Below are 22,437 nucleotides of genomic sequence, written 5' to 3' on the forward strand. Positions count from 1 at the left end.
GTAACGCTGGCCAATCCTTCTGCCAGCAGGTTTCAGTAGCCGATTGAAATAGTTCACAACACTCTTCAGGAAGCGTTTACCTACAGGGAAGTCAGGATGGCGATGGTGGCCCGGCTTTGCGTTACGCGTCCGCCCCATGGATTCAAGTTAAAACCGACGGCGCTGGTTGCTACAGGCAATACGGCGCAATGAAATGCCCTACATAAAAAACCGGAGATACCATGAATAAGAAGGTTTTCACGCTCACAGCACTGGTTGCCAGCATGATGTTTGGTGCAACTGCGCACGCCGCCGATACCCGCATTGGCGTGACGATTTATAAATACGACGACAATTTCATGTCGATGGTGCGTAAGGACATTGAGAAAGAGGCGAAATCATTGGGCGGCATTCAGCTGCTGATGAATGACTCGCAGAACGACCAGTCTAAGCAGAACGATCAGATTGACGTGTTGATGGCGAAAGGCGTGAAAGCGCTGGCGATTAACCTGGTGGACCCGGCTGCTGCGGCCGTTGTCATTGATAAAGCGCGTGGCAATGACGTGCCAGTGGTGTTCTTCAATAAAGAGCCGAACGCGAAAGTGCTGGCAAGCTACCCGAAAGCCTATTACGTCGGTACCGATTCTAAAGAGTCGGGCATTATCCAGGGTCAGCTGATTGAGAAGCACTGGAAAGCGACGCCGGCCTGGGATCTGAACAAAGATGGCCAGATTCAGTTCGTGCTGCTGAAAGGTGAGCCGGGCCATCCGGATGCCGAAGCGCGTACTAAATACGTGATCGATACCCTGAACAAAGACGGTCTGAAAACGCAGCAACTGGCGATGGATACCGCAATGTGGGATACCGCTCAGGCTAAAGACAAAGTTGACGCCTGGCTCTCTGGCCCGAACGCCAACAAAATTGAAGTGATCATCGCCAACAACGATGCGATGGCGATGGGTGCGGTTGAAGCGCTGAAAGCGCACAACAAAACCAGCATTCCGGTGTTTGGCGTCGATGCACTGCCAGAAGCGCTGGCGCTGGTGAAATCGGGCGCACTGGCGGGTACCGTGTTGAACGATGCGGAAAACCAGGCGAAAGCCACGCTGGATATCGCGAAAAACCTGGCGGATGGCAAAGAGCCAACTGCAGGTACTAACTTCAAGATGGACAACAAAATCGTACGTGTTCCTTACGTACCAGTAGATAAAGAAAATCTGTCGCAGTTCGTGAAGTAATTCATCCTGGGCGCGGCACTTCGCCGCGCCTTATTGCATCTGACCAACGCTTTATTTAGCCAGGTAAATTATGGCCAGTGAGAATCCGACCACACAGCGTGAATATCTGCTGGAGATGACGAATGTCTCGAAATCATTTCCAGGGGTTAAAGCCTTAGATAATGTGAATTTAAAAGTGCGGCCGCACTCCGTCCATGCATTAATGGGAGAAAACGGCGCCGGGAAATCTACATTATTAAAATGTCTGTTTGGGATTTATAAAAAGGATACGGGGAGCATCCTGTTTCAGGGTGAGGAAATTGATTATAAGAGCTCCAAAGAGGCGCTGGAAAATGGCGTGTCGATGGTGCATCAGGAATTAAACCTGGTTCTGCAGCGCAACGTAATGGATAACATGTGGCTTGGCCGTTATCCGCGTAAAGGCGTGTTTGTCGATCAGGATAAAATGTATCGCGATACTAAAGCGATCTTTGATGAATTAGATATTGATATCGATCCGCGCGATAAAGTGGCGACCTTGTCTGTTTCACAAATGCAGATGATTGAAATTGCCAAGGCTTTCTCCTATGACGCGAAAATTGTCATTATGGATGAGCCAACCTCGTCGCTGACCGAAAAAGAAGTTAATCACCTGTTTACCATTATCCGTAAGCTGAAAGATCGTGGCTGCGGCATTGTGTATATCTCGCATAAGATGGAGGAGATTTTCCAGCTGTGCGATGAGATCACCATTTTGCGTGATGGACAGTGGATCGCCACCCAGCCGCTGGAAGGGTTAGATATGGACAAAATCATCTCGATGATGGTTGGTCGTTCATTGAACCAGCGTTTCCCGGATAAAACTAACGTGCCGGGTGAAGTGATTCTTGAGGTGCGTCACTTAACCTCACTGCGTCAGCCATCGATTCGCGATATCTCTTTTGATCTGCATAAAGGGGAGATTCTGGGTATTGCCGGCCTGGTAGGCGCCAAGCGTACTGACATCGTCGAAACGCTGTTTGGTATTCGCGAGAAGTCAGGCGGCACCATTAAATTGCACGGCAAGAGCATTAATAACCACAGCGCCAACGAAGCGATAAACCATGGCTTTGCGCTGGTGACAGAAGAGCGTCGATCCACCGGTATTTATGCTTATCTGGATATTGGCTTTAACTCGCTTATTTCCAATATTAAAAAGTATAAATCCAGCATGGGCCTGCTCGATAATAAACGCATGAAGAGCGATACCCAGTGGGTAATTGATTCGATGCGCGTGAAAACGCCCGGTCATCATACGCAAATAGGTTCGCTTTCCGGTGGTAACCAACAGAAGGTCATTATTGGTCGTTGGTTATTAACGCAGCCGGAAATATTGATGCTTGATGAACCGACGCGCGGGATTGATGTGGGCGCGAAGTTCGAAATTTACCAACTTATTGCTGAGTTGGCGAAGAAAGAGAAGGGCATCATTATTATCTCTTCTGAAATGCCAGAGCTGTTGGGTATTACCGATCGTATTCTAGTGATGAGTAATGGCCAGGTAGCGGGCATTGTTGATACCAAAACGACCTCGCAGAATGAAATCCTGCGTTTAGCGTCATTACACCTTTAATGAAGCAAGGGCTTTAACATGAAAGCGACTACTAAAAAGAATGCGCTAACCTGGTTAAAAGAGGGCGGCATTTACGTTGTCCTGTTTGTACTGCTGGCAATTATTATTTTCCAGGATCCGACGTTTTTAAGTTTAATGAACCTGAGTAACATTCTGACCCAATCCTCGGTGCGTATTATTATCGCGCTGGGTGTGGCCGGATTAATTGTCACCCAGGGTACTGACCTGTCGGCCGGTCGTCAGGTGGGCTTGGCCGCGGTGGTTGCGGCGACGCTGCTGCAGGCGATGGATAACGCTAACAAGGTGTTCCCGCATCTGGATACCGTACCCATTCCCGTAGTTATCCTGACCGTGTGCATCATCGGCGGTGTGATTGGTCTGGTGAACGGCGTGATTATTGCTTACCTCAAGGTAACGCCATTTATCACCACCTTGGGCACCATGATCATCGTTTACGGTATCAACTCACTCTATTACGACTTTGTGGGCGCATCGCCGATTGCTGGTTTCGATCCTGGCTTCTCCAAATTTGCCCAAGGCTTCCTGCGTTTCGGTGATTTCAAACTGTCGTTCATCACCTTCTACGCCGTGATTGCTATCGTGTTTGTCTGGGTGCTGTGGAATAAAACCCGCTTCGGCAGAAACATCTTCGCTATCGGTGGTAACCCGGAAGCTGCGAAAGTGTCTGGTGTGAACGTACCGTTCAACCTGATTCTGGTGTATGCCTTGTCTGGCGTGTTCTATGCGTTTGGCGGCATGCTGGAAGCGGGCCGTATCGGCAGCGCCACCAACAACCTCGGCTTTATGTATGAGCTGGATGCAATTGCAGCCTGTGTGGTCGGCGGCGTGTCGTTTGCCGGTGGCGTGGGTTCTGTGGCGGGCGTGGTGACCGGTGTCATCATCTTCACCGTCATCAACTATGGCCTGACCTATATCGGCGTAAACCCTTATTGGCAGTACATCATCAAGGGCGGCATCATCATCTTCGCCGTGGCACTGGATTCATTGAAATACGCGCGTAAGAAGTAACAAACATCATCAAAAAAGGGTCGCCTTCATGCGACCCTTTTTTATTTCTGCAGTTTCTCTTCCAGTTCTAACAACTGCTCGGGCGTTACCGCCGGATAACTCTGCGCATCTTCCGGTATTTCATGCACTGCCGGAATCGGCACTAATGGGCCGAGGAAGCGTGGCTCGCGCTTCATCAAATACAAATCCGCCAGCGCACCTAAACGCGCACCCACTTCACGGAAGCGTACCGACAGCATGTTTTTCGGCGATGGCACCGCATAACACTGCGCCTGAATGCCCAGATGCTGCGCGATATACAACGCGCGCTCACAGTGGAAGCGCTGGGTGATGATGATGAAATCGTTGGTATCGAACACCTTGCGCGTGCGCACAATCGAATCGAGCGTACGGAAGCCGGCGTAATCCAACACGATGTCCGACGGCGCGACGCCCGCTTTAATCAAATCGCGGCGCATGGTCATCGGTTCATTATAACTTTGCTGTGCATTGTCGCCGCTCAGCAGCAGGTAATTCACCTTGCCACTGTTGTAGGCGTTCAACGCGCCCTGAATACGATAGAGGTAATACTGGTTGATGACGCCGGTGCGATAGTACTTCGCCGTGCCCAAGACCACGCCGACCTGACGATGCGGCAGCGAGGTGACATCTTCGTAAATAAAGGGCGCCGTTTTCCAGCTGATCCAGCGATCCAGGCCGAGCGCGGTCGCCACCATCAGTAAGATGATGAAAAACAGACCAAAGAAAACGCGTTTAATCATGCGCGCGGGCACTCGGTTGGCAGAATTCAGAATGGATAAAGGCTACTTGAGGCGGGCGGGGGAAGCAAGTAAACGCCAGTTGGCCGGCGTTTTTTTAAACATGCTCGGACCTACAAGGTCCGAGCATGTTTCGCCTTAAATCGAGGTACGACGATAGTGACGATATTGCGGCAGCCAGAAGTTATTGCTGACAGCTTTCGATAAGACATCTTCAGAGGTGACAACCGCCACGCCAGCCAGCTGTGCAGCTTTGCCCACTTCAATGGCAATCAGCTTGGAAACGCCCTGAATATCTTTGATTTCCGGCAGAACCGGGCCTTCGCCGTCGTTGGCCAGCGGTGAGCAGTCGGCCAGCGCGCGGCTCGCGGTCATCAGCATTGAATCGGTAACGCGGCTGGCGCCTGAAGCGATCACACCTAAACCGATGCCCGGGAAGATATAGGAGTTATTGCACTGAGCAATTGGATAGGTTTTGCCTTTCCAGCTCACCGGTGAGAACGGGCTGCCGGTGGCAACCAGCGCGGCACCGTCAGTCCAGGCGATGATGTCGGCTGGTGTCGCTTCCACGCGTGACGTCGGGTTCGACAGCGGCATCACGATCGGACGTTTGGTGTGCTTATGCATCTCACGGATAATCTCTTCGGTGAACAGGCCAGGTTGACCTGACACGCCGATCAGAATATCGGGCTTGGCATTGCGTACCACATCCAACAGTGAGATCGAGTCGCTGCTGGTATCCCAATCTTTGAGGTTTTCGCTCTTCTGCACCAGTTTGCTTTGGAAATTGAGCAGATTAGGCAGTTTGTCCGTCAGCAGACCAAAACGATCCACCATCATTACGCGGCCACGCGCTTCATCATCGCTTAAACCTTCAGACTTCATCTGCGCAATGATCTGCTCGGCGATACCACAACCGGCGGAACCGGCACCGAGGAACACCACTTTCTGCTCGCACAGGCGGCTGCCAGCTGCGCGGCTGGCGGCAATCAACGTACCGACGGTAACGGCAGCGGTGCCCTGAATGTCATCGTTAAAGCAGCAGATCTCATCGCGATAGCGCTCCAGCAGCGGCATGGCGTTTTTCTGTGCGAAGTCTTCGAATTGCAACAGCACGTTCGGCCAGCGGCGGTTTACTGCCTGAATGAACTCGTTCACAAACTCTTCGTACTCTTCACCGGTGATGCGCGGATGGCGCCAGCCCATGTAGAGCGGATCGTTCAGCAGCTGCTGGTTATTGGTGCCGACATCCAGCACCACCGGCAAGGTGTAAGCCGGGCTGATGCCGCCACAGGCGGTGTATAGAGACAGCTTACCGATTGGGATCCCCATGCCGCCGATGCCTAAATCGCCGAGGCCGAGAATACGCTCACCATCGGTAACCACGATCACTTTTACATTCTGCTTGGTGGCGTTCTGCAGCATGTCTTCAATGCGGTCGCGGTTGTTATACGAGATGAATACGCCGCGCGCGCGACGGTAGATCTCTGAGAAGTGTTCACAGGCGGCGCCGACCGTTGGGGTGTAGATAATTGGCATCATCTCTTCCAGATGATTGTCGAGCAGGCGGTAGAACAGGGTTTCGTTGGTATCCTGGATGTTGCGCAGGTAAACATGCTTGTCGTTATTGTTTTTGAAATCCAGGAACTGGCGCCAGGCACGTTCTGCCTGCTCTTCGATGGTTTCTACCGCTTCAGGGAGCAGGCCGTTGAGGTTAAATTCGTTACGTTCTTCGAGGGTGAAGGCGCTGCCTTTATTCAACAGCGGAAATTCCAGCAGGATCGGACCCGCATAAGGAATATACAGCGGGCGTTTACTTTCGTAGTCGAGTTCCATGCAGTGCTTGCTCCGGTTGCAGTGTTTTCTGACGTATCGCCGGGAAAAGGTAACGCCAGTCCATCTTGAAGTGAAGAGGTTCTGGCGCCCGATCCTATGAAAATTCCTGCAGATGTACAGCTTTTGTTAACAGAAGGTCACAAAAGCGGTAAAAGGATCACTAAACTGATGTTTTCGAAACTAAAGTAAGTAAGAAATCCTCACATCCTAACGCCGCCAGCGTGGCACGCGTGGCATCCAACTGGCTGAGCGTGCTGTCCTGACATTCCGCCAGTACCGCTTGCTGAATGGTATCGAGCGCTTCGTTACTCATGTTCATCAGAATCAGCGCAGCCTGCAGCGGCGGCAAGCTTGGGTTAAAAGCCGCGTTTTCTGCATAGCGGCCGGTAAAGGTTTTGCCGCTGTGGCTCAGCAACGCTACGCCGCTGTAACTCAGGCTATAAGGGGCGTGACTGTGATTGGCGGCTTCAATCGCCGCCTGCTGCAGCGCCTCACCCTGCACAGCAAAACCATGATTGACCGGCGTCAACAGACGTTCAGTAATGTTCAAATCGGCGGGACCGAACGCATCCGGCAGATAGTCGCCCAGCGTGCTAACGGCGCGTCCCGGCAGGCTGATGCGAATCGCCGTGCCGCTGTTCAGCTCGTTCATAAACTGGCGGCAATGGCCGCACGGCGTGTAGTTGACGGTAATCGCCACCAGTTTCTCTTCACCGCGCAGCCAGGCATGCGTAATGGCACTCTGCTCGGCGTGCACCGTTTGCTGCAGCGGCGCGTGCAGGAACTCCATGTTGGCGCCGAAGTACCAGTGGCCGCTGACGCCGCGCGAAATCGCGCCGACATTAAATTGTGACACGGTTGCCACGGCGCAACTGGCCGCCAGCGGCAGCAGTTCCAGCGCCAACGCATCATCATCCAGACCGGTCAGCTGTTTCAGTTGCGCGATATCCTGCGGACGCAATACGCCATGAAAATCAGGCGCATCCAGCAGCGGTTGAATCGCAGCTTGCAGCGCAGCGGGCAGGGCAGAAAAAGCAGTAGTGAATCGTGAATGCATGATGTGTTGGCCTCAGTTACGCATGAACGGCGATGCGCCGCCTGACGTTTTATATGTGATCCAAGTCGCTCTGACAATGCAAGCTGATTGGGTTGTTTCAACTTTGCGAGATCTCTCGCAAGTTTTAGCCCCACCAATGCATTAATAGCGGGAAAAGGAACGGTGCCAGTAACGACGTAATGATGCCGCAAATCACCAGAGCCAATGAGCTGAACGCGCCTTCCTGATAATCGATCTCCGCTGCGCGCGCGGTGCCTAACGCGTGCGAAGCATTGCCAATCGCCAGGCCGCGTGAGGATTTGTTTTTAACCTGCAGCAGGTTAAGCAGCATATGGCCAAACACCGCGCCCAGCACGCCAGCGATCAATACGCAGATAGCACTAATGGCCGGAATACCGTGTAGCGATCCTGATACCGCCATGGCAATCGGCGTAGTCACTGATTTCGGCATGATGGTGGCGGCGATTTCCGGCGTGGCACCCATCCACAGCGCAATCGCGGTACCGGAGACCATCGCGGTAATACTGCCAATGAAGCAGACGCTGATAATGGTTTTCCAGCGGGCGCGAATTTGATGCATCTGCTCATACAGCGGTAGCGCCAACGCCACGACGGCCGGTTGCAGTAACTGGTTTAACAGACTGCTGCCAGCAAAATAGCGTGAATAGGGCATGTTAGTGATCAGCAGAAGCGGAATGACCATCGCCATCGCCACCAATAAGGGATTGACGATGGATATATTGATTTTCGCCGCCAGCTTGCGTGCCAGCAGATAGGCGATAACGGTAAGCGGCAGTGACCACCAGGCATCAATCATGGTTTTTCTCCTGCGGGCGCTGCATCCGTTCTGCGCTTAGACCGACAATCAGCAACACCAGGAAGGTACTGACAATGCAGGACACCACAATCGGGCCAAACTGGGCGGTGAGAATATCGGTATAACCCATCACGCCCACGCTGATGGGGACAAAGAGCAGCGCCATATAGCGAATCAGCAAATGACAGCCGGGTTTCACCCAGTCAACCGGCAGGATTTGTAGCGCCAACAGCAGGAACAGCAGCAGCATGCCGATGATGCTGCCGGGAATGGTTATCGGGAGCAGGGCAGAAATCCCCATTCCGGCGTACAGCGCCGCATAAATGATGACGAAGGCGCGCAAATAGCGCCAGCAGGCAGAGAGAACGGCGGGCATGGCAGGCTCCTGTTTTCGTAGCGCTTTATCATACGCATTCACTGCTTAGCGTGCTAGCGATCACATTACTGTCTAACCAGGTCGCCATAAATGGCGACGCTACAATGCGCGGACTCAACAGGCACAAAAAAGCCGCCCTAAGGCGGCTTATTCGCTTACTTCACCGGCATTCCAGGCACTGCGCCGCTATCGACCGACAGCACAAACAGATCTTTGCCGCCCGGGCCTGCAGACAGCACCATGCCTTCTGAAACACCGAAGCGCATCTTACGCGGCGCGAGGTTGGCGACGATGATGGTCATCTTGCCGACCAGCACGGAGGGATCCGGATAGGCCGCGCGAATGCCAGAGAAAATCTGACGCTTCTCGCCGCCCACATCCAGCTCCAGACGCAGCAGCTTGTCAGAACCTTCCACCAGCTCCGCTTTCTCAATCAGCGCCACGCGCATATCGACCTTGGCGAAATCATCAATGGTGATGGTGTCACCAATTGGCGCATCGGCCAGCGGCCCGGTTGCTGCAGGCTTATTTGCCGCCGCCGCGTCCTCTTTCGAGGCCTCAATCAGCGCTTCAACTTTGCTCATCTCGATACGGCCATACAGCGCTTTAAACGGTGCCACGTCATGATCCAGCAGCGGCTGGGCAATTGCATCCCAGCTTAGCTCGCTCTGCAGGAAGGCTTCAGTACGTTCGCTCAACGATGGCAGCACCGGCTTCAGCCAGGTCATCAATACGCGGAACAGGTTGATGCCCATTGAGCAAATTGCTTGCAGGTCGGCATCACGGCCTTCTTGCTTCGCCACCACCCACGGTGCTTGCTCATCAACATAGCGGTTAGCCAGATCGGCCAGCGCCATGATTTCACGGATTGCGCGATTAAATTCGCGACTGGCCCAGGCTTCGCCAATCCGCTCAGAGGCATCAACAAAGGTCTGATACAGCGCCGGATCGGCCAGTTCGCCAGACAATTTGCCGCCAAAGCGTTTGGTCAGGAAGCCCGCGTTACGCGATGCCAGGTTAACCACTTTGTTCACCACATCCGCATTCACACGCTGCACGAAATCTTCCAGATTCAGGTCGATATCGTCGATGCGTGACGAGAGCTTAGCCGCGTAGTAATAGCGCAGGCTGTCGGCATCCAGATGCTGCAACCAGGTGCTGGCTTTAATAAAGGTGCCGCGCGACTTAGACATCTTCGCGCCGTTAACCGTTACATAACCGTGCACGAACAGGTTGGTTGGTTTGCGGAAGTTGCTGCCTTCCAGCATCGCTGGCCAGAACAGACTGTGGAAATAGACGATATCTTTACCGATAAAGTGATACAGCTCGGTAGTCGAATCTTTCTTCCAGAACTCGTCGAAATCGATATTGCCACGTTGGTCGCACAGGTTTTTAAATGAACCCATGTAACCAATTGGCGCATCCAGCCAGACATAAAAGTATTTGCCCGGCGCGCCAGGAATTTCAAAGCCGAAATAGGGCGCATCGCGGGAGATATCCCACTGTTGCAGACCCGATTCAAACCACTCCTGCATCTTGTTAGCAACCTGCTCTTGCAGCGCACCTGAGCGCGTCCACGCCTGCAGCATGGCGCTGAAGGACGGCAGATCGAAGAAGAAGTGCTCGGAGTCACGCAGCACCGGCGTGGCGCCAGAAACCACCGATTTCGGGTCGATCAGCTCCGTTGGGCTGTAGGTCGCGCTGCACACTTCGCAGTTGTCGCCATACTGATCCGGTGATTTACATTTCGGGCAGGTACCTTTGACGAAACGGTCCGGCAGGAACATGCCTTTCTCAGGATCGTATAGCTGCGAAATGGTGCGGTTCTTAATGAAGCCATTCTCTTTCAGACGACCGTAAATCAGCTCGGACAGCTGACGGTTCTCATCGCTGTGCGTCGAGTGATAGTTGTCGTAGCCGATGTTGAAGCCGGCAAAATCGGTTTCGTGCTCTTGCTTCATCTCGGCAATCATCTGCTCTGGCGCCACGCCCAACTGCTGAGCTTTCAGCATGATTGGCGTGCCGTGGGCGTCGTCAGCACAGATGAAGTGAACCTGGTTGCCACGCATTCGCTGGTAACGGACCCAAATGTCAGCCTGAATGTGTTCAAGCATGTGACCGAGATGGATAGAACCGTTTGCGTACGGCAGTGCGCACGTTACCAGAATTTTTTTAGCGACTTGAGTCATGATTGCGTAGCGTTCCGTGAGTAAAAAATCGGGGATTGATGTTAACCGAAGCACCCTCTGACGTAAACATGACAGGACATCCGCGTCACTTTTAGCGCCCATCTGATATTATTGAACAGACACCGCCGCAATCTGGCGTGATGAAAAAACAAGGAGTAGGGATGACTTCACAATCCCAGCAACATCATTCACCTGAAGCGCTGCGGGCCCTGGTCATCGGCGTGCTGAGTGACTTTGAACATCCGACGCTGCAACACAATCTGACCACGCTGAAAGCCTTGCGCCACGTGGCGCTGCTGGATGACAAGCTGCACATCGAGCTGATCATGCCGTTCGCCTGGGCTAGCGCCTTTGAAGAGTTGAAAGCGCAAACCAGCGCCGAACTGCTGCGTCTGACCGAAGCCAGCGCCATTGACTGGCGGCTACGCCACGATATTGCCACGCTGAAGCGGGTGAAAAATCATCCGGGCGCGACCGGTGTGAAAAACATCATCGCCGTCAGTTCAGGCAAAGGTGGCGTGGGTAAATCCAGCACCGCAGTCAATATGGCGCTGGCGCTGATCGCCGAAGGCGCGCGCGTAGGCATTCTTGATGCGGATATTTACGGTCCGTCGATTCCCAACATGCTCGGCACCGAAAATCAGCGGCCCACTTCGCCGGACGGCACGCACATGGCACCGATCATGGCGCACGGCCTGGCAACCAACTCGATTGGTTATTTGGTGACTGACGACAACGCCATGGTGTGGCGCGGCCCGATGGCCAGCAAAGCGCTGATGCAGCTGCTCAACGAAACCATGTGGCCGGATCTGGATTATTTAATCCTCGACATGCCGCCAGGCACCGGCGATATCCAGCTCACCCTGGCGCAGAACGTGCCGGTGACCGGCGCATTGGTGGTGACGACGCCGCAGGACATTGCGTTGATTGATGCACGTAAAGGCATGGTGATGTTCGAGAAAGTCAGCGTGCCGGTATTGGGCGTGGTGGAGAACATGAGCATGCACATCTGTAGCCAATGCGGCCACCACGAGCCGATTTTCGGCACCGGCGGCGCGCAGAAGCTGGTGGAAGATTATAACACCCGCTTGTTGGCGCAGCTGCCGCTGCACATGACGCTGCGTGAAGATCTGGATGATGGCGAACCGACCGTGGTGCGCCGTCCAGACAGTGATTTTACCGCGCTCTATCGTCAGTTGGCAGGCCGCGTCGCGGCACAGCTCTACTGGCAGGGTGAAATTATCCCGGGCGATATCGCTTTCCGCGCGGTTTAACGTCGTCCCTTTCCGCTGGCGCGTGTCGCCAGCGGAAAATGCATCAGCACATATTTTCCCTGCTCGCCTTCGCCAACCGCTTCACGTCGCCAACCATGTTTGAGGTAAAAATCCAGCGCTGCCTGATTTTGTTGCAAGCATTTCAACGCGCCGGTGGAGGTGAAACGTGCTTGAACCTTTTCCAGCAGCGCGCTGCCAACGCCTTGCCCTTGCGCAGCCGGATCGACATACAGGCTATGCAGAAAGTTGTCGTTATCCAGCACCGCCGCAAACCCCACGCGATGCCCGTCCAGTTCGGCAACCAGCACGGTTTCACCCAAAATCACCGCATCGAAATCTTCTAACTGCCAATCATCGCCAGCCAGCCACGTCCAGTTATGGCGACGCGCGGCAAGATACAGCGTGCGCAGAAAAGGCCGATCGGCTTCGTCAAAAAAACGTATTTGCACCTGAGAGCTCCATTTAGTGAGGTAGGCAGATGCTGTAGCGGCGCAATTTATTGCGCGCAGTTGATGTTTGGTTCCGACTAAAAGATGCGCGATAAATCGCGCCGCTACAAATCCATGCAACAACGCTACTTAAAGTAGCAGTTTCACGCCGAAAAGATAAAGCCTGTCAGAACAACGGCTTTTTTGTGTAGAATGCCCGCGCGAGCCGCATGAAATCTGGCGTCGGCGCTTTGATAGCTTTTGGTTATCTGATTGATAACGTCTGCATATTAGAAGTTGGCCCGAAAATTCTGTAACTTGCATCACATCTTTTAACGGAGGTCACCATGTCCATCATTAATACCAAGATTAAACCATTTAAAAACGCAGCGTTCAAAAACGGCGAATTCATCGAAGTCACCGAGAAAGACGTTGAAGGTAAATGGAGTGTTTTCTTCTTCTACCCGGCTGACTTCACCTTCGTATGCCCAACCGAACTGGGTGACGTTGCAGACCATCACGAAGAATTCCAGAAACTGGGTGTAGATATCTACTCTGTTTCTACCGACACGCACTTTACCCACAAAGCCTGGCACGGTTCTTCAGACACCATCGCGAAAATCAAATACGCAATGATCGGTGACCCAACTGGCGCGCTGACCCGCAACTTCGAAATCATGCGTGAAGACGAAGGCCTGGCAGACCGTGGTACCTTCATCGTTGATCCGGAAGGCATCATCCAGGCGATCGAAATCACTGCCGAAGGCATTGGCCGTGACGCATCTGACCTGATCCGTAAAGTGAAAGCAGCCCAGTACGTTGCTTCTCACCCAGGCGAAGTTTGCCCGGCTAAATGGAAAGAAGGCGAAGCAACGCTGGCTCCATCATTGGACCTGGTTGGCAAAATCTAAGTTAGCTGCCATTCGATCTTTCTCAATCGGGTGCTACGGCACCCGATTTTCATGACAGGAACTCACTATGCTCGACACCAATTTAAAAACCCAACTCAAGGCTTACCTTGAGAAACTAACGAAACCGGTTGAGTTGATTGCCACATTGGATGATGGCGCTAAATCGGCAGAGATCCGTACTCTGCTGGCCGATATCGCGAGCTTGTCAGATAAAGTCAGCTTCCGTGAAGAGAACGATCGTCCGGTACGTAAGCCCTCATTCCTGATCACCAACCCAGGCGCCAATAGCGGTCCGCGCTTTGCTGGTTCGCCAATGGGCCACGAATTCACTTCACTGGTTTTAGCCTTGCTGCAAACCGGTGGACACCCTTCGAAAGAAGCGCAGAGCCTGCTGGATCAGGTGGTGGCGCTGGAAGGCGACTTCCATTTCGAAACCTACTATTCACTGTCGTGCCACAACTGTCCTGACGTGGTGCAGGCGCTGAACCTGATGGCGGTACTCAATCCGCGCATCAGCCATACCGCGATTGACGGCGGTATGTTCCAGAACGAAATCACCGAACGCAACGTGATGGGCGTGCCAGCGGTATTCCTCAACGGCAAAGAGTTTGGTCAGGGCCGTCTGAGCCTGGCGGAGATCGTCGGTAAAGTGGATACCAACGCGGATAAACGCGCGGCGGAAGAGCTGAACAAACGTGAAGCCTATGAAGTGCTGATCGTTGGCAGCGGCCCGGCGGGCGCGGCAGCAGCAATCTACTCGGCGCGTAAAGGCATCCGCACTGGCCTGATGGGCGAACGCTTTGGTGGCCAGGTGCTGGACACCGTCGACATTGAAAACTACATCTCAGTACCGAAAACTGAAGGCGCTAAGCTGGCCGGTTCTCTGCGTGCCCACGTTGATGATTATGACGTGGATGTGATTGATACCCAGAGCGCCATTAAGCTGATTCCTGCGGCGAAAGAGGGCGGTCTGCACGCGATTGAAACCGCCTCCGGCGCGGTGCTGAAATCACGCAGCATCATCATTGCCACCGGTGCACGCTGGCGCAACATGGGCGTACCGGGCGAAGAGCAGTATCGCACCAAGGGCGTCACCTACTGCCCGCACTGCGACGGTCCGCTGTTTAAAGGCAAACGCACTGCGGTGATCGGCGGTGGTAACTCAGGCGTTGAAGCCGCTATCGATCTGGCCGGTCTGGTTGAGCACGTCACCTTGCTAGAATTTGCCAGCGAAATGCGCGCCGACAAAGTGCTGCAGGACAAGCTGCGCAGCCTGAAAAACGTTGATGTGATTCTGAACGCGCAGACCACCGAAGTGAAAGGCGACGGCAGCAAAGTCACCAGCCTGACCTATATCGACCGCAATAACCAAACCAGCCACGAAATCGCGCTGAGCGGCATCTTCGTGCAGATCGGTTTGCTGCCGAATACCACCTGGCTGGAAGGTGCGGTTGAGCGCACTAAAATGGGCGAAATCATCATTGATGCCAAGTGCGAAACCAGCCTGAAAGGCGTTTTCGCTGCCGGCGACTGCACCACGGTGCCGTACAAGCAGATCATCATCGCCAGCGGTGAAGGCGCAAAAGCCTCACTCAGCGCCTTCGATTATCTGATTCGTACCAAACCGGCTGAATAAGTTTTTGCGATAGCCACGCAACTGCCCTGCAACCTGTGTTGTGGGGCTTTTTTTTATCTTTATATGGCCTTAGCCTAACCAGCGTTTGGCTTCAGCATCGCTGATATCGCGGTAATAGACTTTATGCAGTCGTTCACCGCAGCTTTTGCATTGTGCTGCTACATGAGTGGAAAAATAGTGGCGACCCGCTGGCGAAATTGCGCCTTTACGGGATATCTGGATGTTGTGCCATCGATGTGCATGTGGAATAAAGCTGAAGAATTTTAATTTCATTATCGCTGCCGGAATGGAGTGGGCGGAGTTTCTCTTCAAATCCGGAGAGCCATTAAGCCGTTTCTAAACGATGTATATTTTGATATGCATCAATCTGCACGGTGCTAGCACTGACTTAGCGCTAACTTAATCGATGAGTTAATTAGAGAGCGGGAAAGTTATTATTTTCCCGCCACAATAATTGATGTAAAACAGCTATAACGTCAGTGCCATAAACAGCAGTTCGTCATTGAATCGCTTAACTTGCTGTTTCATCGAGGCGACAACCTCGAAGCCTTTTTTGCGGTAGATCATGGATGCCGGGTTGGATTGCCAGACGCATAAGGTAATGCGTCGCAATTTTTGCTGTTTAGCCTGTTGCGTCATCCGCGATAACACTTGATTGAAATAGCCTTTTCCCTGCTGCTCTGGTAATAGCGCCACGCTACAAACAAAGTAATCCTCCGGGCGACTGTGCTGATTCACGAACGTATCGTAAGCCTCATCGAGCGGCAGTATCTCCTGGCGATAGCCATACTCGACGTTGATGTGGTCGTATTCCCGCACCGACGCAGCATTGATAAAACCGATTATCTTTCCTTGCGCATCGGTGATAATGGAAATCTGTTCAAGGAAAGGAAGGATATTTTGTCGCAGCTGTAGGCTAATAATGTCTGAAGAGTAAACGTTATCAACCGAACAGTACTCAAGATAACTGGTGCTAAAAATCAGCTTCGCCATCGTGCGCTGTTCACGCTCATCAGAAATAGCGCCAGGTTTAAAGCAAAGCGGTAATTTTTTACATTCACCCACGGGTTGCCAGAAATTACCGGCTTTAATTTCCCTATCACGACGGCAAATTAAATAGTCGCTAAATAGTGCGTTAACTCTATCCAGTGCCGCATCCTGTGAAAGTACGCCGTAATAGTGATAGTAAGGAATTTCGGCGCGCAACTGCGGTGCATAAGCAATTTGCAGAATATCCTGTTCAGCAAACAATGGCGCAAACTCATCAAGCTGCAGAGGATGGCTGAGTTGCCAATCGCGCAGCGTGAGTTGTGCCAGCGTATGCTGATAGTGTTGCTGTTCCTCTACGCTGAGTGGGCGTCGCTCGCCACTCAGAATATCTTCCTGCAAACGCATGCCTTTGATACCACAAACGCGTTGTTGCGGCACATCAAAGCCAAGGACTGCGTAACACCGGCTGAAATCCTGATGGCTAAGCTGCGTCACCTGCAGCTGCTCACACCATAACTGATAGAAAGGTTCGAAAATCGCGCGTTCAGTTGCGGGTGTTTTCTCCGGTATGGGTTGTGGCCAGCCGCGATAAACCGCACTGAGCTGCTGCTGCAGTTGCAACAGAGCCGCACTATTTTGATGGCTGATTATCATGCCGGTTTCATCGGTAAACAAATTCATCCAGTTGACGTGTTGCTGCGTTTCTGCTGGAAAATCGGGCAGCTCTGGATGACACAAAAACAGCGTTGCAGGCTGCGCGGGAAGGGTATCGGCATCCAGATATACGCCACCGCACTGATTCAAAATCGCCAGCCGGAAGAAATCGGATAACGTGGCGTAATAGCGCTTGTCGTGTAATTGCTGCAAGACGTTGTTAAGTGCCATATCAAAGTTCCGCATTAACGCACTCAGGCTATTTACCCTGATCAGAGCATCGGGCAGAAACAGGATGCCTAGCTGCAGCTCATCGCTATCTTGCTGCAGCACAAAGCGTGCTTCCGCCGCTAGCTGCTGCTCATCCCAAACCCACAGCGTTTGCTGAAAATGACTATGGCTGGCTTCGATGGCGTTCTGCCATTGCGCGATGGTCAGATTCACATTCGCGGGTGTGGCTCCGCCAAGCCAAACGCGATGCAGCGTACACTCTTTGCCAGTCAGCCGACTGGTGGGCACTGCAAACATTGAAGAGAGATCGGAAACGCCAATCTCATGCGGCTGCTGCTGCTGCCGCCACTGCTTAAAATGGTGTAGCGTTTCCAGCCAGTCCACAGTGGCAGGTGCGGTAAAGCACTGTTTTAACGCGCGCAGCTGGCGCTCATAGTGATATAAAAAATGTTCTCTGGTCATGGTCATGCGATTTCGCTCCCTGCATTCTGCGTGACGTAACCCTGAGGATTTTGCGTATGCCAGCGCCATGCATCCCGCAGCATGGCTTCAAGGTCGCGCGTTGCCTGCCAGCCCAACTCTTTTCTTGCCTGGCCGGGATCGGATAAACAGATGGCGACATCGCCGGGACGGCGCGCGCGCATATCGAGAGGTACTTGTCGACCGCTGACCTGCTCAAACATACGTACGATTTCCAGTACCGAGTAGCCTTGTCCGGTACCGAGGTTGTAGTGACGATAGCCCGGCTGTAGCCGGTTCAACGCCTGAATATGCCCTTCAGCTAAATCCATCACGTGAATGTAATCACGCACGCCGGTACCGTCTGGCGTGGCATAGTCGTCACCAAATACCGGTAAATGGCTGCGCAGGCCATTGGCCACCTGAAACAGATAGGGCAGCAAGTTATTGGGAATACCTTCGGGATGTTCGCCAATCTGGCCAGAGGGATGCGCGCCCGCCGGATTAAAATAACGTAGGGCGGTAATGGCTAATTCGGGCTGCGCATCAGCGACTTCAGCCATAATTTTCTCAACCATATATTTGGAGGCACCATAAGGATTGGTGGTGTTACCGGTGTCGCAGCCTTCACATAAGGGAATTTTTACCGGAATGCCATATACGGTGGCAGAAGAGCTGAAAATGAGCTTTTTAACGCTATGCTGTTTCATCATCTCTAACAGCATTAATGTTCCGGCGATATTATTTTGGTAATACTTCACCGGCTTTTGCAGTGATTCATTAACCGATTTAAGTCCGGCCATATGGATTACTGCATCAATGGGTTGGCTACTGAAAACCAGGTTTAAATCAGAGCGGCGACGGATATCACCCTGAAGGAAGTTAAGCTTTTTTCCGCTTAATGCTTCCACGCGCTGCAAAGCGAGTGGCGAGCTATTACACAAATTATCCAGCACGATGACATGATGATTTTTCTGCAGCAGGCTAAGTGCAATGTGCGACCCAATATAGCCCGCGCCGCCGGTAATTAAGACATTCATTAATGTACACTCCATGTGTTTTGATGCGCGCAGCGATGCACGACGAATAATCAATTTCAGACATTTTCGACCTTTGTTATCAGTAGTAATGACATCACCAACAGCACGCAGGCCGCTGGCCAAATAGCCAGCGGCGATACTGCGGTGAGAGTTCCCTGTAAAACGCCAGCAATCAACACGCCGATGGACATCGAATTGGTATAGAGCGTAGCCGCCATACCTTGACGATTTTGCAGTAAGTCCTGAAACCAAAATAATCCAACGGTGGCGATAATGGCGATAAAAATGGCATTGAAAATTTGCAGTAATACCAGCGGGATAAATCCATTGCTGAAGAATATCCCTGCATAAAAGATAATGCCGCACAGCATGGCGGCCTGCATTTGCAACTTCTTATTCCAGCGCTTAAGCATTCTCGCACTGAGCAGCATGATCGGAATTTCCAGCGCCGCGGCGACGCCAAACATCAGGCCGGTCCAGTCGCTTGAAAGCGTGCTTTGTTGTGCCAGATGCAATGGAAAAGCAATCAGATACAGTGAGCTGCAACTCCAGACCAGTAAGGTAGCGAGCATCAGAAAGGTGAGATTGTGGCCCAGCGGTTGTTGGTGCAACTGGGTCACAGTTGCAGGGTTGGCCGGCTGCTTGCCGGGCGGCAAGGTGAGGGCCAGCAAAGTTACGCTCAACAACAGCAATGACATGATTACATAAAGCCTGGCAAAACCGGCCAGCTGAATAATCCAGAATGCCAGCGGCGGACCAAATACCCAGGCCAATGAAAATTGCGCACGCAGGATGGCGCTAAATCCATTATCACTACGGGATTGACGTGCTAAGGCAAAGAGCTGTGGTACCGCTGCGCTACCACAAGCACTCAGTAAGGAACCGAGCGTAATTAATAATAAATAATTACGGCAGAAGATAAACAGTAATGCATTAAGCGCCAGCGAGAGTAAGCAAAATAGCAACAGTGGCCGACGCTGCGTCAGACGATCGGAATAGCGTGCAATCAGCAGACTAATAACAATACTGCTCAGCGCATTGACGCTGTAGAAGGCACCAATCTGCCAGGTTGCCACCTTGAGTTCTGTGGCGAGAAATAAACTAAGTGTGGGAATGAACAGGGCACCGCTTAAGCCAGCGCCCAGTGCAACTAAATAAAAAGCAATAGATGAGTTTTTCATCGACATCCTTGTCAGTCATTGCGCCTGCATTCCCGCAGGAGCATTGTTTTTACAGCTGTTCGGCGCGGCTGAAACGTTTACCATCCGGGCTTACACTGCGCACCCAAACTTTATCGGCCGCGGTGATCGCCGGTTTGGCATGAGATTGATAACGCTGCCAGCGGTTACCGTTATCCAGACTGTACTCCAGCGGCAGACCCGGCAGGGCAATGTTCATGGTCAGAACGCCATTTTCCACTCGTGCACCGGGCACCGGTAAACGATAGTGGATGCCAGCTTTGTCCATTTTGGCTAACTCACGCTGGCCTAACAGATTGGCGAAACGCTGCCAATCCTGATTACGTTGTTGTTGGTTAACGAAGTGGGTTTCGCCACCTTTAAAAGTACGTCCCTGCTGGTAATCCAGCTCCCAGTCAGCACGATGCCAGCCGCGTTCGGCAACAGACAGCAGACGTGGGAACACCATGTAATCCATTTGCTGATCGGTACGCGTTGTTTCGCTCCACAGATGTACTGAAATACCATATGCGCCCGACCAGGGTTTCGTTGAGGTGGCATCGAAGGTGTTACCATCGCGGTCGACAGAGGTTTCAGCATTTTGCGGCAGATTATCTGGCGCGAAGCCAAACATCTTGCGCTCATCGCTAAATCGCGTCCCCCAGTAGTAGCCGCGCTCCTGCGGATTCACTTCATACGGGAAATCCATGTAGACGTAATCCGGATTGGAGATCACCACTTCGTAATCTTTCATCGTCCAGTCATTAGCGGTGTCGAAACCACCCCAGTAAAGCGTGTCCCAGAAGTTCACCCGTACGCGTGAAGTTGCAAAGGCGTGGGCATTGGCAGCATCTTTTAATCCATCCTGCCAGGCCTGCATGACCGGAATGCCGTGTGCCTTAACCATCTTGCTGACTTCCAGTGCAAAATGGCTGGGTAAGTGTTCCAGATCTTCCACCTTGCCGGATTTCACCACCGCCTGGCAGACCTGAGATTTTGCCCAGGGCTTGTCCTCTTTGCTTTGGTCCAAAATGCCCGTTCCCGCTTTCGGGGATTTTATGTCGCTGTAACCCGCACCCAGGCGGATATTTTTCGCTTCATCACCGCCAAAATGCCAGGTGCTCAACGGCTGGCCGGCTTCGCGATGCATTGCCTGTACTTCACTAATCACTTTATCGACAAAGCGTTTTGAGGAGTCGAGGCAAGGGTTGAGGTAGCTGGTACGATCGTAAAGCTGCACTGAGCGGGTGTTAGAGGTGTCGGTTGGATCCACTAAACGATATTCGCTGGCCTGTTGCGGTTTACCCGCTTTCATTAATTGTTGGTAGCGTGCTTCCATTGAAATCACGGCGGCGCGAGCATGCGCTGGCATATCGATCTCAGGAATGACTTCGATGTTGCGCGCCTGAGCGTATTTGACGATCTCAATATAATCCGCACGGCTAAAGTGTCCGCTGCCGTTGTTATCACTGAATGGCCCCGAGCCTAACTGCGGCAGCAGGCATTGCTGCTCGGTAAGATCGTGGCAGCGCTTGCTACCGACATCGGTCAGCTGCGGTAACCCTGGAATTTCAATGCGCCAGGCTTCGTCATCGGTCAGGTGGAAGTGGAATTTGTTCATCTTCCAGGCGGCCATCTGATCGAGCATGCGCAACACCGCTTGTTTGCTGTGGAAATTACGGGCCACATCAAGGAAAGCGCCGCGATAGGCAAAGCGTGGTGCATCCTGCGCATCCAGCGTAGCGATGATCGGTTTACCTTCGGCAGGAACCAGTGACAGTAAAGACATTAAACCGTAATACACGCCCGCCTGGTCATAACCCACGATATCCGTGCCGCGCGGAGTGATACGTAATTCATAGGCGCCGGAAACGGCATCTGCATCATTAAAATGGTTGGTTGCCACGCGCGTATGGACGGCATAGCCGCTCGACTGCTGTTTGATATTCATTAAATCAAAGCGCTGTCTAACCGCATCGGCTTGGTTGCCCGACAAGGCCTCTAAGTGCAGTGCAACGCCACGACTTAGATCAACATCGGCCGCATGAACTTTCACCGTACGCGGTGTTGGCGTGATTTGTCCGCGCAGTGCGCTCGCGGGAAGTTGCTGTACATCAGCATTCTTCGCGAAGCGGCTCTGCGGCAGCATGAGTACGTTTTTGTCGTCGGCGATGCGCTTCCACTGGTTGCCAAACGGTTTGACGAAATCGTTCAGATTCTCAGTGTCGGTGCTGGAGATAATTTTCGGGGTAGCATCAGCTGCGGTGACGTACCAACGCGGCATGACGTCAGTGATAAACAGCTGCCAATACTCATTGACGATTGGGATCTCAATTGACTCACCGGCCGCAATTCCGTTGAATTTCTCCGTTGGCTCCAGTCGGGTCAGATCGCCAACAATGTGCGTCATTTTGAATTGATCGTTATCAACCCGCAGCGTTTCGTGCACGTTGCTCATGTAGATCGCCCAGTTTTTACTGGTGAGCGCCGGGCCGTTATTCGTAAGGGTGATGGTCGCGGTATTACAGGATGCCCAATCGGCACCGAGCTTCGCGCAATTGATGCCGTGATCGGCCGCCTGATTATCAGTTACCTGATATTGCACGCCGAACTGGCTGATCTGGTCAACAATCTGTTGATTACTGTGTGGGGACGAGCTGCAGGCCGCAACGCTGGTCACGGCCAACGCCAGCAAACTCATTTTTAGTTTTTTCATATTGATATCCTTCTCCTCGAATGAATGTCTCTGGCTCCTGCCAGGTAGGG

Annotated in this window: 18 protein-coding genes; 6 read left to right on the forward strand and 12 right to left on the reverse strand. The window is 52.7% G+C overall.

Translation table 11 applies throughout. The features are described from left to right. Positions 1-221 precede the first annotated feature (221 nt). The 3 genes from mglB to mglC all read left to right on the forward strand — a co-directional run bounded on the left by mglB (position 222) and on the right by mglC (position 3,837). Positions 222-1,217, forward strand: a complete 996-nt coding sequence (gene mglB, locus PMI17_RS11165) for a galactose/glucose ABC transporter substrate-binding protein MglB (protein WP_007889500.1) — start codon at positions 222-224, stop codon at positions 1,215-1,217. Between the two features lie 70 nt (positions 1,218-1,287). After that, positions 1,288-2,808, forward strand: coding sequence for a galactose/methyl galactoside ABC transporter ATP-binding protein MglA (gene mglA, locus PMI17_RS11170; RefSeq protein WP_007889501.1), 1,521 nt, complete (start codon positions 1,288-1,290; stop codon positions 2,806-2,808). An 18-nt stretch (positions 2,809-2,826) separates the two neighbouring features. Continuing rightward, positions 2,827-3,837: a galactose/methyl galactoside ABC transporter permease MglC gene (mglC, locus tag PMI17_RS11175; RefSeq protein WP_007889502.1), complete on the forward strand. Its 1,011-nt coding sequence runs from the start codon at positions 2,827-2,829 to the stop codon at positions 3,835-3,837. 41 nt (positions 3,838-3,878) lie between these two features. Here mglC and sanA read toward each other — a convergent pair whose 3' ends face one another. The 6 genes from sanA to metG all read right to left on the reverse strand — a co-directional run bounded on the left by sanA (position 3,879) and on the right by metG (position 10,870). After that, positions 3,879-4,598, reverse strand: coding sequence for an outer membrane permeability protein SanA (gene sanA / locus PMI17_RS11180; protein ID WP_007889503.1), 720 nt, complete (start codon positions 4,596-4,598; stop codon positions 3,879-3,881). A 135-nt stretch (positions 4,599-4,733) separates the two neighbouring features. Beyond that, positions 4,734-6,431, reverse strand: a complete 1,698-nt coding sequence (locus tag PMI17_RS11185; RefSeq protein WP_007889504.1) for an NAD-dependent malic enzyme — start codon at positions 6,429-6,431, stop codon at positions 4,734-4,736. Positions 6,432-6,591: 160 nt separating this feature from the next. After that, the gene (gene cdd / locus PMI17_RS11190) at positions 6,592-7,488 is read right to left on the reverse strand and encodes a cytidine deaminase (RefSeq protein WP_007889505.1); all 897 of its coding nucleotides are present in this window, start codon (positions 7,486-7,488) and stop codon (positions 6,592-6,594) included. 124 nt (positions 7,489-7,612) lie between these two features. Continuing rightward, complete coding sequence (locus PMI17_RS11195; protein ID WP_007889507.1) at positions 7,613-8,305, reverse strand: CidB/LrgB family autolysis modulator; 693 nt, start codon at positions 8,303-8,305, stop codon at positions 7,613-7,615. After that, positions 8,298-8,681 carry a CidA/LrgA family protein gene (locus tag PMI17_RS11200; RefSeq protein WP_007889510.1) on the reverse strand — a complete coding sequence of 128 codons (384 nt, stop codon included), beginning with the start codon at positions 8,679-8,681 and terminating at the stop codon, positions 8,298-8,300. The genes PMI17_RS11195 and PMI17_RS11200 overlap by 8 nt, the downstream gene beginning before the upstream one ends. Before the next feature lie 155 nt (positions 8,682-8,836). Continuing rightward, positions 8,837-10,870, reverse strand: coding sequence for a methionine--tRNA ligase (gene metG, locus PMI17_RS11205; protein WP_007889511.1), 2,034 nt, complete (start codon positions 10,868-10,870; stop codon positions 8,837-8,839). A 161-nt stretch (positions 10,871-11,031) separates the two neighbouring features. Between metG and apbC the strand changes: the two genes are divergently transcribed. Beyond that, positions 11,032-12,144 carry an iron-sulfur cluster carrier protein ApbC gene (gene apbC, locus PMI17_RS11210; RefSeq protein WP_007889512.1) on the forward strand — a complete coding sequence of 371 codons (1,113 nt, stop codon included), beginning with the start codon at positions 11,032-11,034 and terminating at the stop codon, positions 12,142-12,144. Here the strand turns inward: apbC and PMI17_RS11215 are convergent. Then, positions 12,141-12,593, reverse strand: a complete 453-nt coding sequence (locus PMI17_RS11215) for a GNAT family N-acetyltransferase (RefSeq protein ID WP_007889513.1) — start codon at positions 12,591-12,593, stop codon at positions 12,141-12,143. The two genes, apbC and PMI17_RS11215, sit on opposite strands and share 4 nt — an antisense overlap. A 326-nt stretch (positions 12,594-12,919) precedes the next feature. Between PMI17_RS11215 and ahpC the strand changes: the two genes are divergently transcribed. Both ahpC and ahpF read left to right on the forward strand, forming a co-directional pair. Then, entirely contained in the window at positions 12,920-13,483 is a 564-nt protein-coding gene (gene ahpC, locus PMI17_RS11220; protein ID WP_007889514.1) for an alkyl hydroperoxide reductase subunit C, read from the forward strand. A gap of 67 nt (positions 13,484-13,550) precedes the next feature. After that, the gene (gene ahpF, locus PMI17_RS11225; RefSeq protein WP_007889515.1) at positions 13,551-15,119 is read left to right on the forward strand and encodes an alkyl hydroperoxide reductase subunit F; all 1,569 of its coding nucleotides are present in this window, start codon (positions 13,551-13,553) and stop codon (positions 15,117-15,119) included. Between the two features lie 69 nt (positions 15,120-15,188). On the opposite strand, the gene PMI17_RS11230 is transcribed toward ahpF, so the two are convergent. From PMI17_RS11230 to PMI17_RS11250, 5 genes are all read right to left on the reverse strand, one after another. Next, the gene (locus PMI17_RS11230; protein WP_036620912.1) at positions 15,189-15,392 is read right to left on the reverse strand and encodes a hypothetical protein; all 204 of its coding nucleotides are present in this window, start codon (positions 15,390-15,392) and stop codon (positions 15,189-15,191) included. 195 nt (positions 15,393-15,587) lie between these two features. Beyond that, entirely contained in the window at positions 15,588-17,462 is a 1,875-nt protein-coding gene (locus PMI17_RS11235) for a GNAT family N-acetyltransferase (RefSeq protein ID WP_007889516.1), read from the reverse strand. Then, positions 17,459-18,493: a UDP-glucose 4-epimerase GalE gene (gene galE, locus PMI17_RS11240; protein ID WP_007889518.1), complete on the reverse strand. Its 1,035-nt coding sequence runs from the start codon at positions 18,491-18,493 to the stop codon at positions 17,459-17,461. Before galE ends, PMI17_RS11235 begins: the two co-directional genes overlap by 4 nt. Positions 18,494-18,549: 56 nt before the next feature. Then, positions 18,550-19,674 (reverse strand): MFS transporter, encoded by a 1,125-nt coding sequence (locus PMI17_RS11245; RefSeq protein ID WP_007889522.1) that lies wholly within the window; start codon positions 19,672-19,674, stop codon positions 18,550-18,552. Between the two features lie 49 nt (positions 19,675-19,723). Next, positions 19,724-22,387 carry a beta-N-acetylhexosaminidase gene (locus tag PMI17_RS11250; RefSeq protein ID WP_007889523.1) on the reverse strand — a complete coding sequence of 888 codons (2,664 nt, stop codon included), beginning with the start codon at positions 22,385-22,387 and terminating at the stop codon, positions 19,724-19,726. Positions 22,388-22,437: the final 50 nt, after the last annotated feature.

It is taken from the genome of Pantoea sp. GM01, assembly GCF_000282675.1.
Classification (GTDB): Bacteria; Pseudomonadota; Gammaproteobacteria; order Enterobacterales; family Enterobacteriaceae; genus Pantoea; species Pantoea nemavictus.

What these genes read in the sequence shown, in the direction of transcription:
- PMI17_RS11230 (WP_036620912.1), bottom strand. Translation starts at nt 15,392, where the DNA reads ATGAAATTAAAATTCTTCAGCTTTATTCCACATGCACATCGATGGCAC.
- apbC (WP_007889512.1), top strand. Translation starts at nt 11,032, where the DNA reads ATGACTTCACAATCCCAGCAACATCATTCACCTGAAGCGCTGCGGGCC.
- PMI17_RS11235 (WP_007889516.1), bottom strand. Translation starts at nt 17,462, where the DNA reads ATGACCATGACCAGAGAACATTTTTTATATCACTATGAGCGCCAGCTG.
- ahpF (WP_007889515.1), top strand. Translation starts at nt 13,551, where the DNA reads ATGCTCGACACCAATTTAAAAACCCAACTCAAGGCTTACCTTGAGAAA.
- sanA (WP_007889503.1), bottom strand. Translation starts at nt 4,598, where the DNA reads ATGATTAAACGCGTTTTCTTTGGTCTGTTTTTCATCATCTTACTGATG.
- PMI17_RS11250 (WP_007889523.1), bottom strand. Translation starts at nt 22,387, where the DNA reads ATGAAAAAACTAAAAATGAGTTTGCTGGCGTTGGCCGTGACCAGCGTT.
- cdd (WP_007889505.1), bottom strand. Translation starts at nt 7,488, where the DNA reads ATGCATTCACGATTCACTACTGCTTTTTCTGCCCTGCCCGCTGCGCTG.
- mglA (WP_007889501.1), top strand. Translation starts at nt 1,288, where the DNA reads ATGGCCAGTGAGAATCCGACCACACAGCGTGAATATCTGCTGGAGATG.
- ahpC (WP_007889514.1), top strand. Translation starts at nt 12,920, where the DNA reads ATGTCCATCATTAATACCAAGATTAAACCATTTAAAAACGCAGCGTTC.
- galE (WP_007889518.1), bottom strand. Translation starts at nt 18,493, where the DNA reads ATGAATGTCTTAATTACCGGCGGCGCGGGCTATATTGGGTCGCACATT.
- mglB (WP_007889500.1), top strand. Translation starts at nt 222, where the DNA reads ATGAATAAGAAGGTTTTCACGCTCACAGCACTGGTTGCCAGCATGATG.
- PMI17_RS11200 (WP_007889510.1), bottom strand. Translation starts at nt 8,681, where the DNA reads ATGCCCGCCGTTCTCTCTGCCTGCTGGCGCTATTTGCGCGCCTTCGTC.
- PMI17_RS11195 (WP_007889507.1), bottom strand. Translation starts at nt 8,305, where the DNA reads ATGATTGATGCCTGGTGGTCACTGCCGCTTACCGTTATCGCCTATCTG.
- mglC (WP_007889502.1), top strand. Translation starts at nt 2,827, where the DNA reads ATGAAAGCGACTACTAAAAAGAATGCGCTAACCTGGTTAAAAGAGGGC.
- metG (WP_007889511.1), bottom strand. Translation starts at nt 10,870, where the DNA reads ATGACTCAAGTCGCTAAAAAAATTCTGGTAACGTGCGCACTGCCGTAC.
- PMI17_RS11185 (WP_007889504.1), bottom strand. Translation starts at nt 6,431, where the DNA reads ATGGAACTCGACTACGAAAGTAAACGCCCGCTGTATATTCCTTATGCG.
- PMI17_RS11245 (WP_007889522.1), bottom strand. Translation starts at nt 19,674, where the DNA reads ATGAAAAACTCATCTATTGCTTTTTATTTAGTTGCACTGGGCGCTGGC.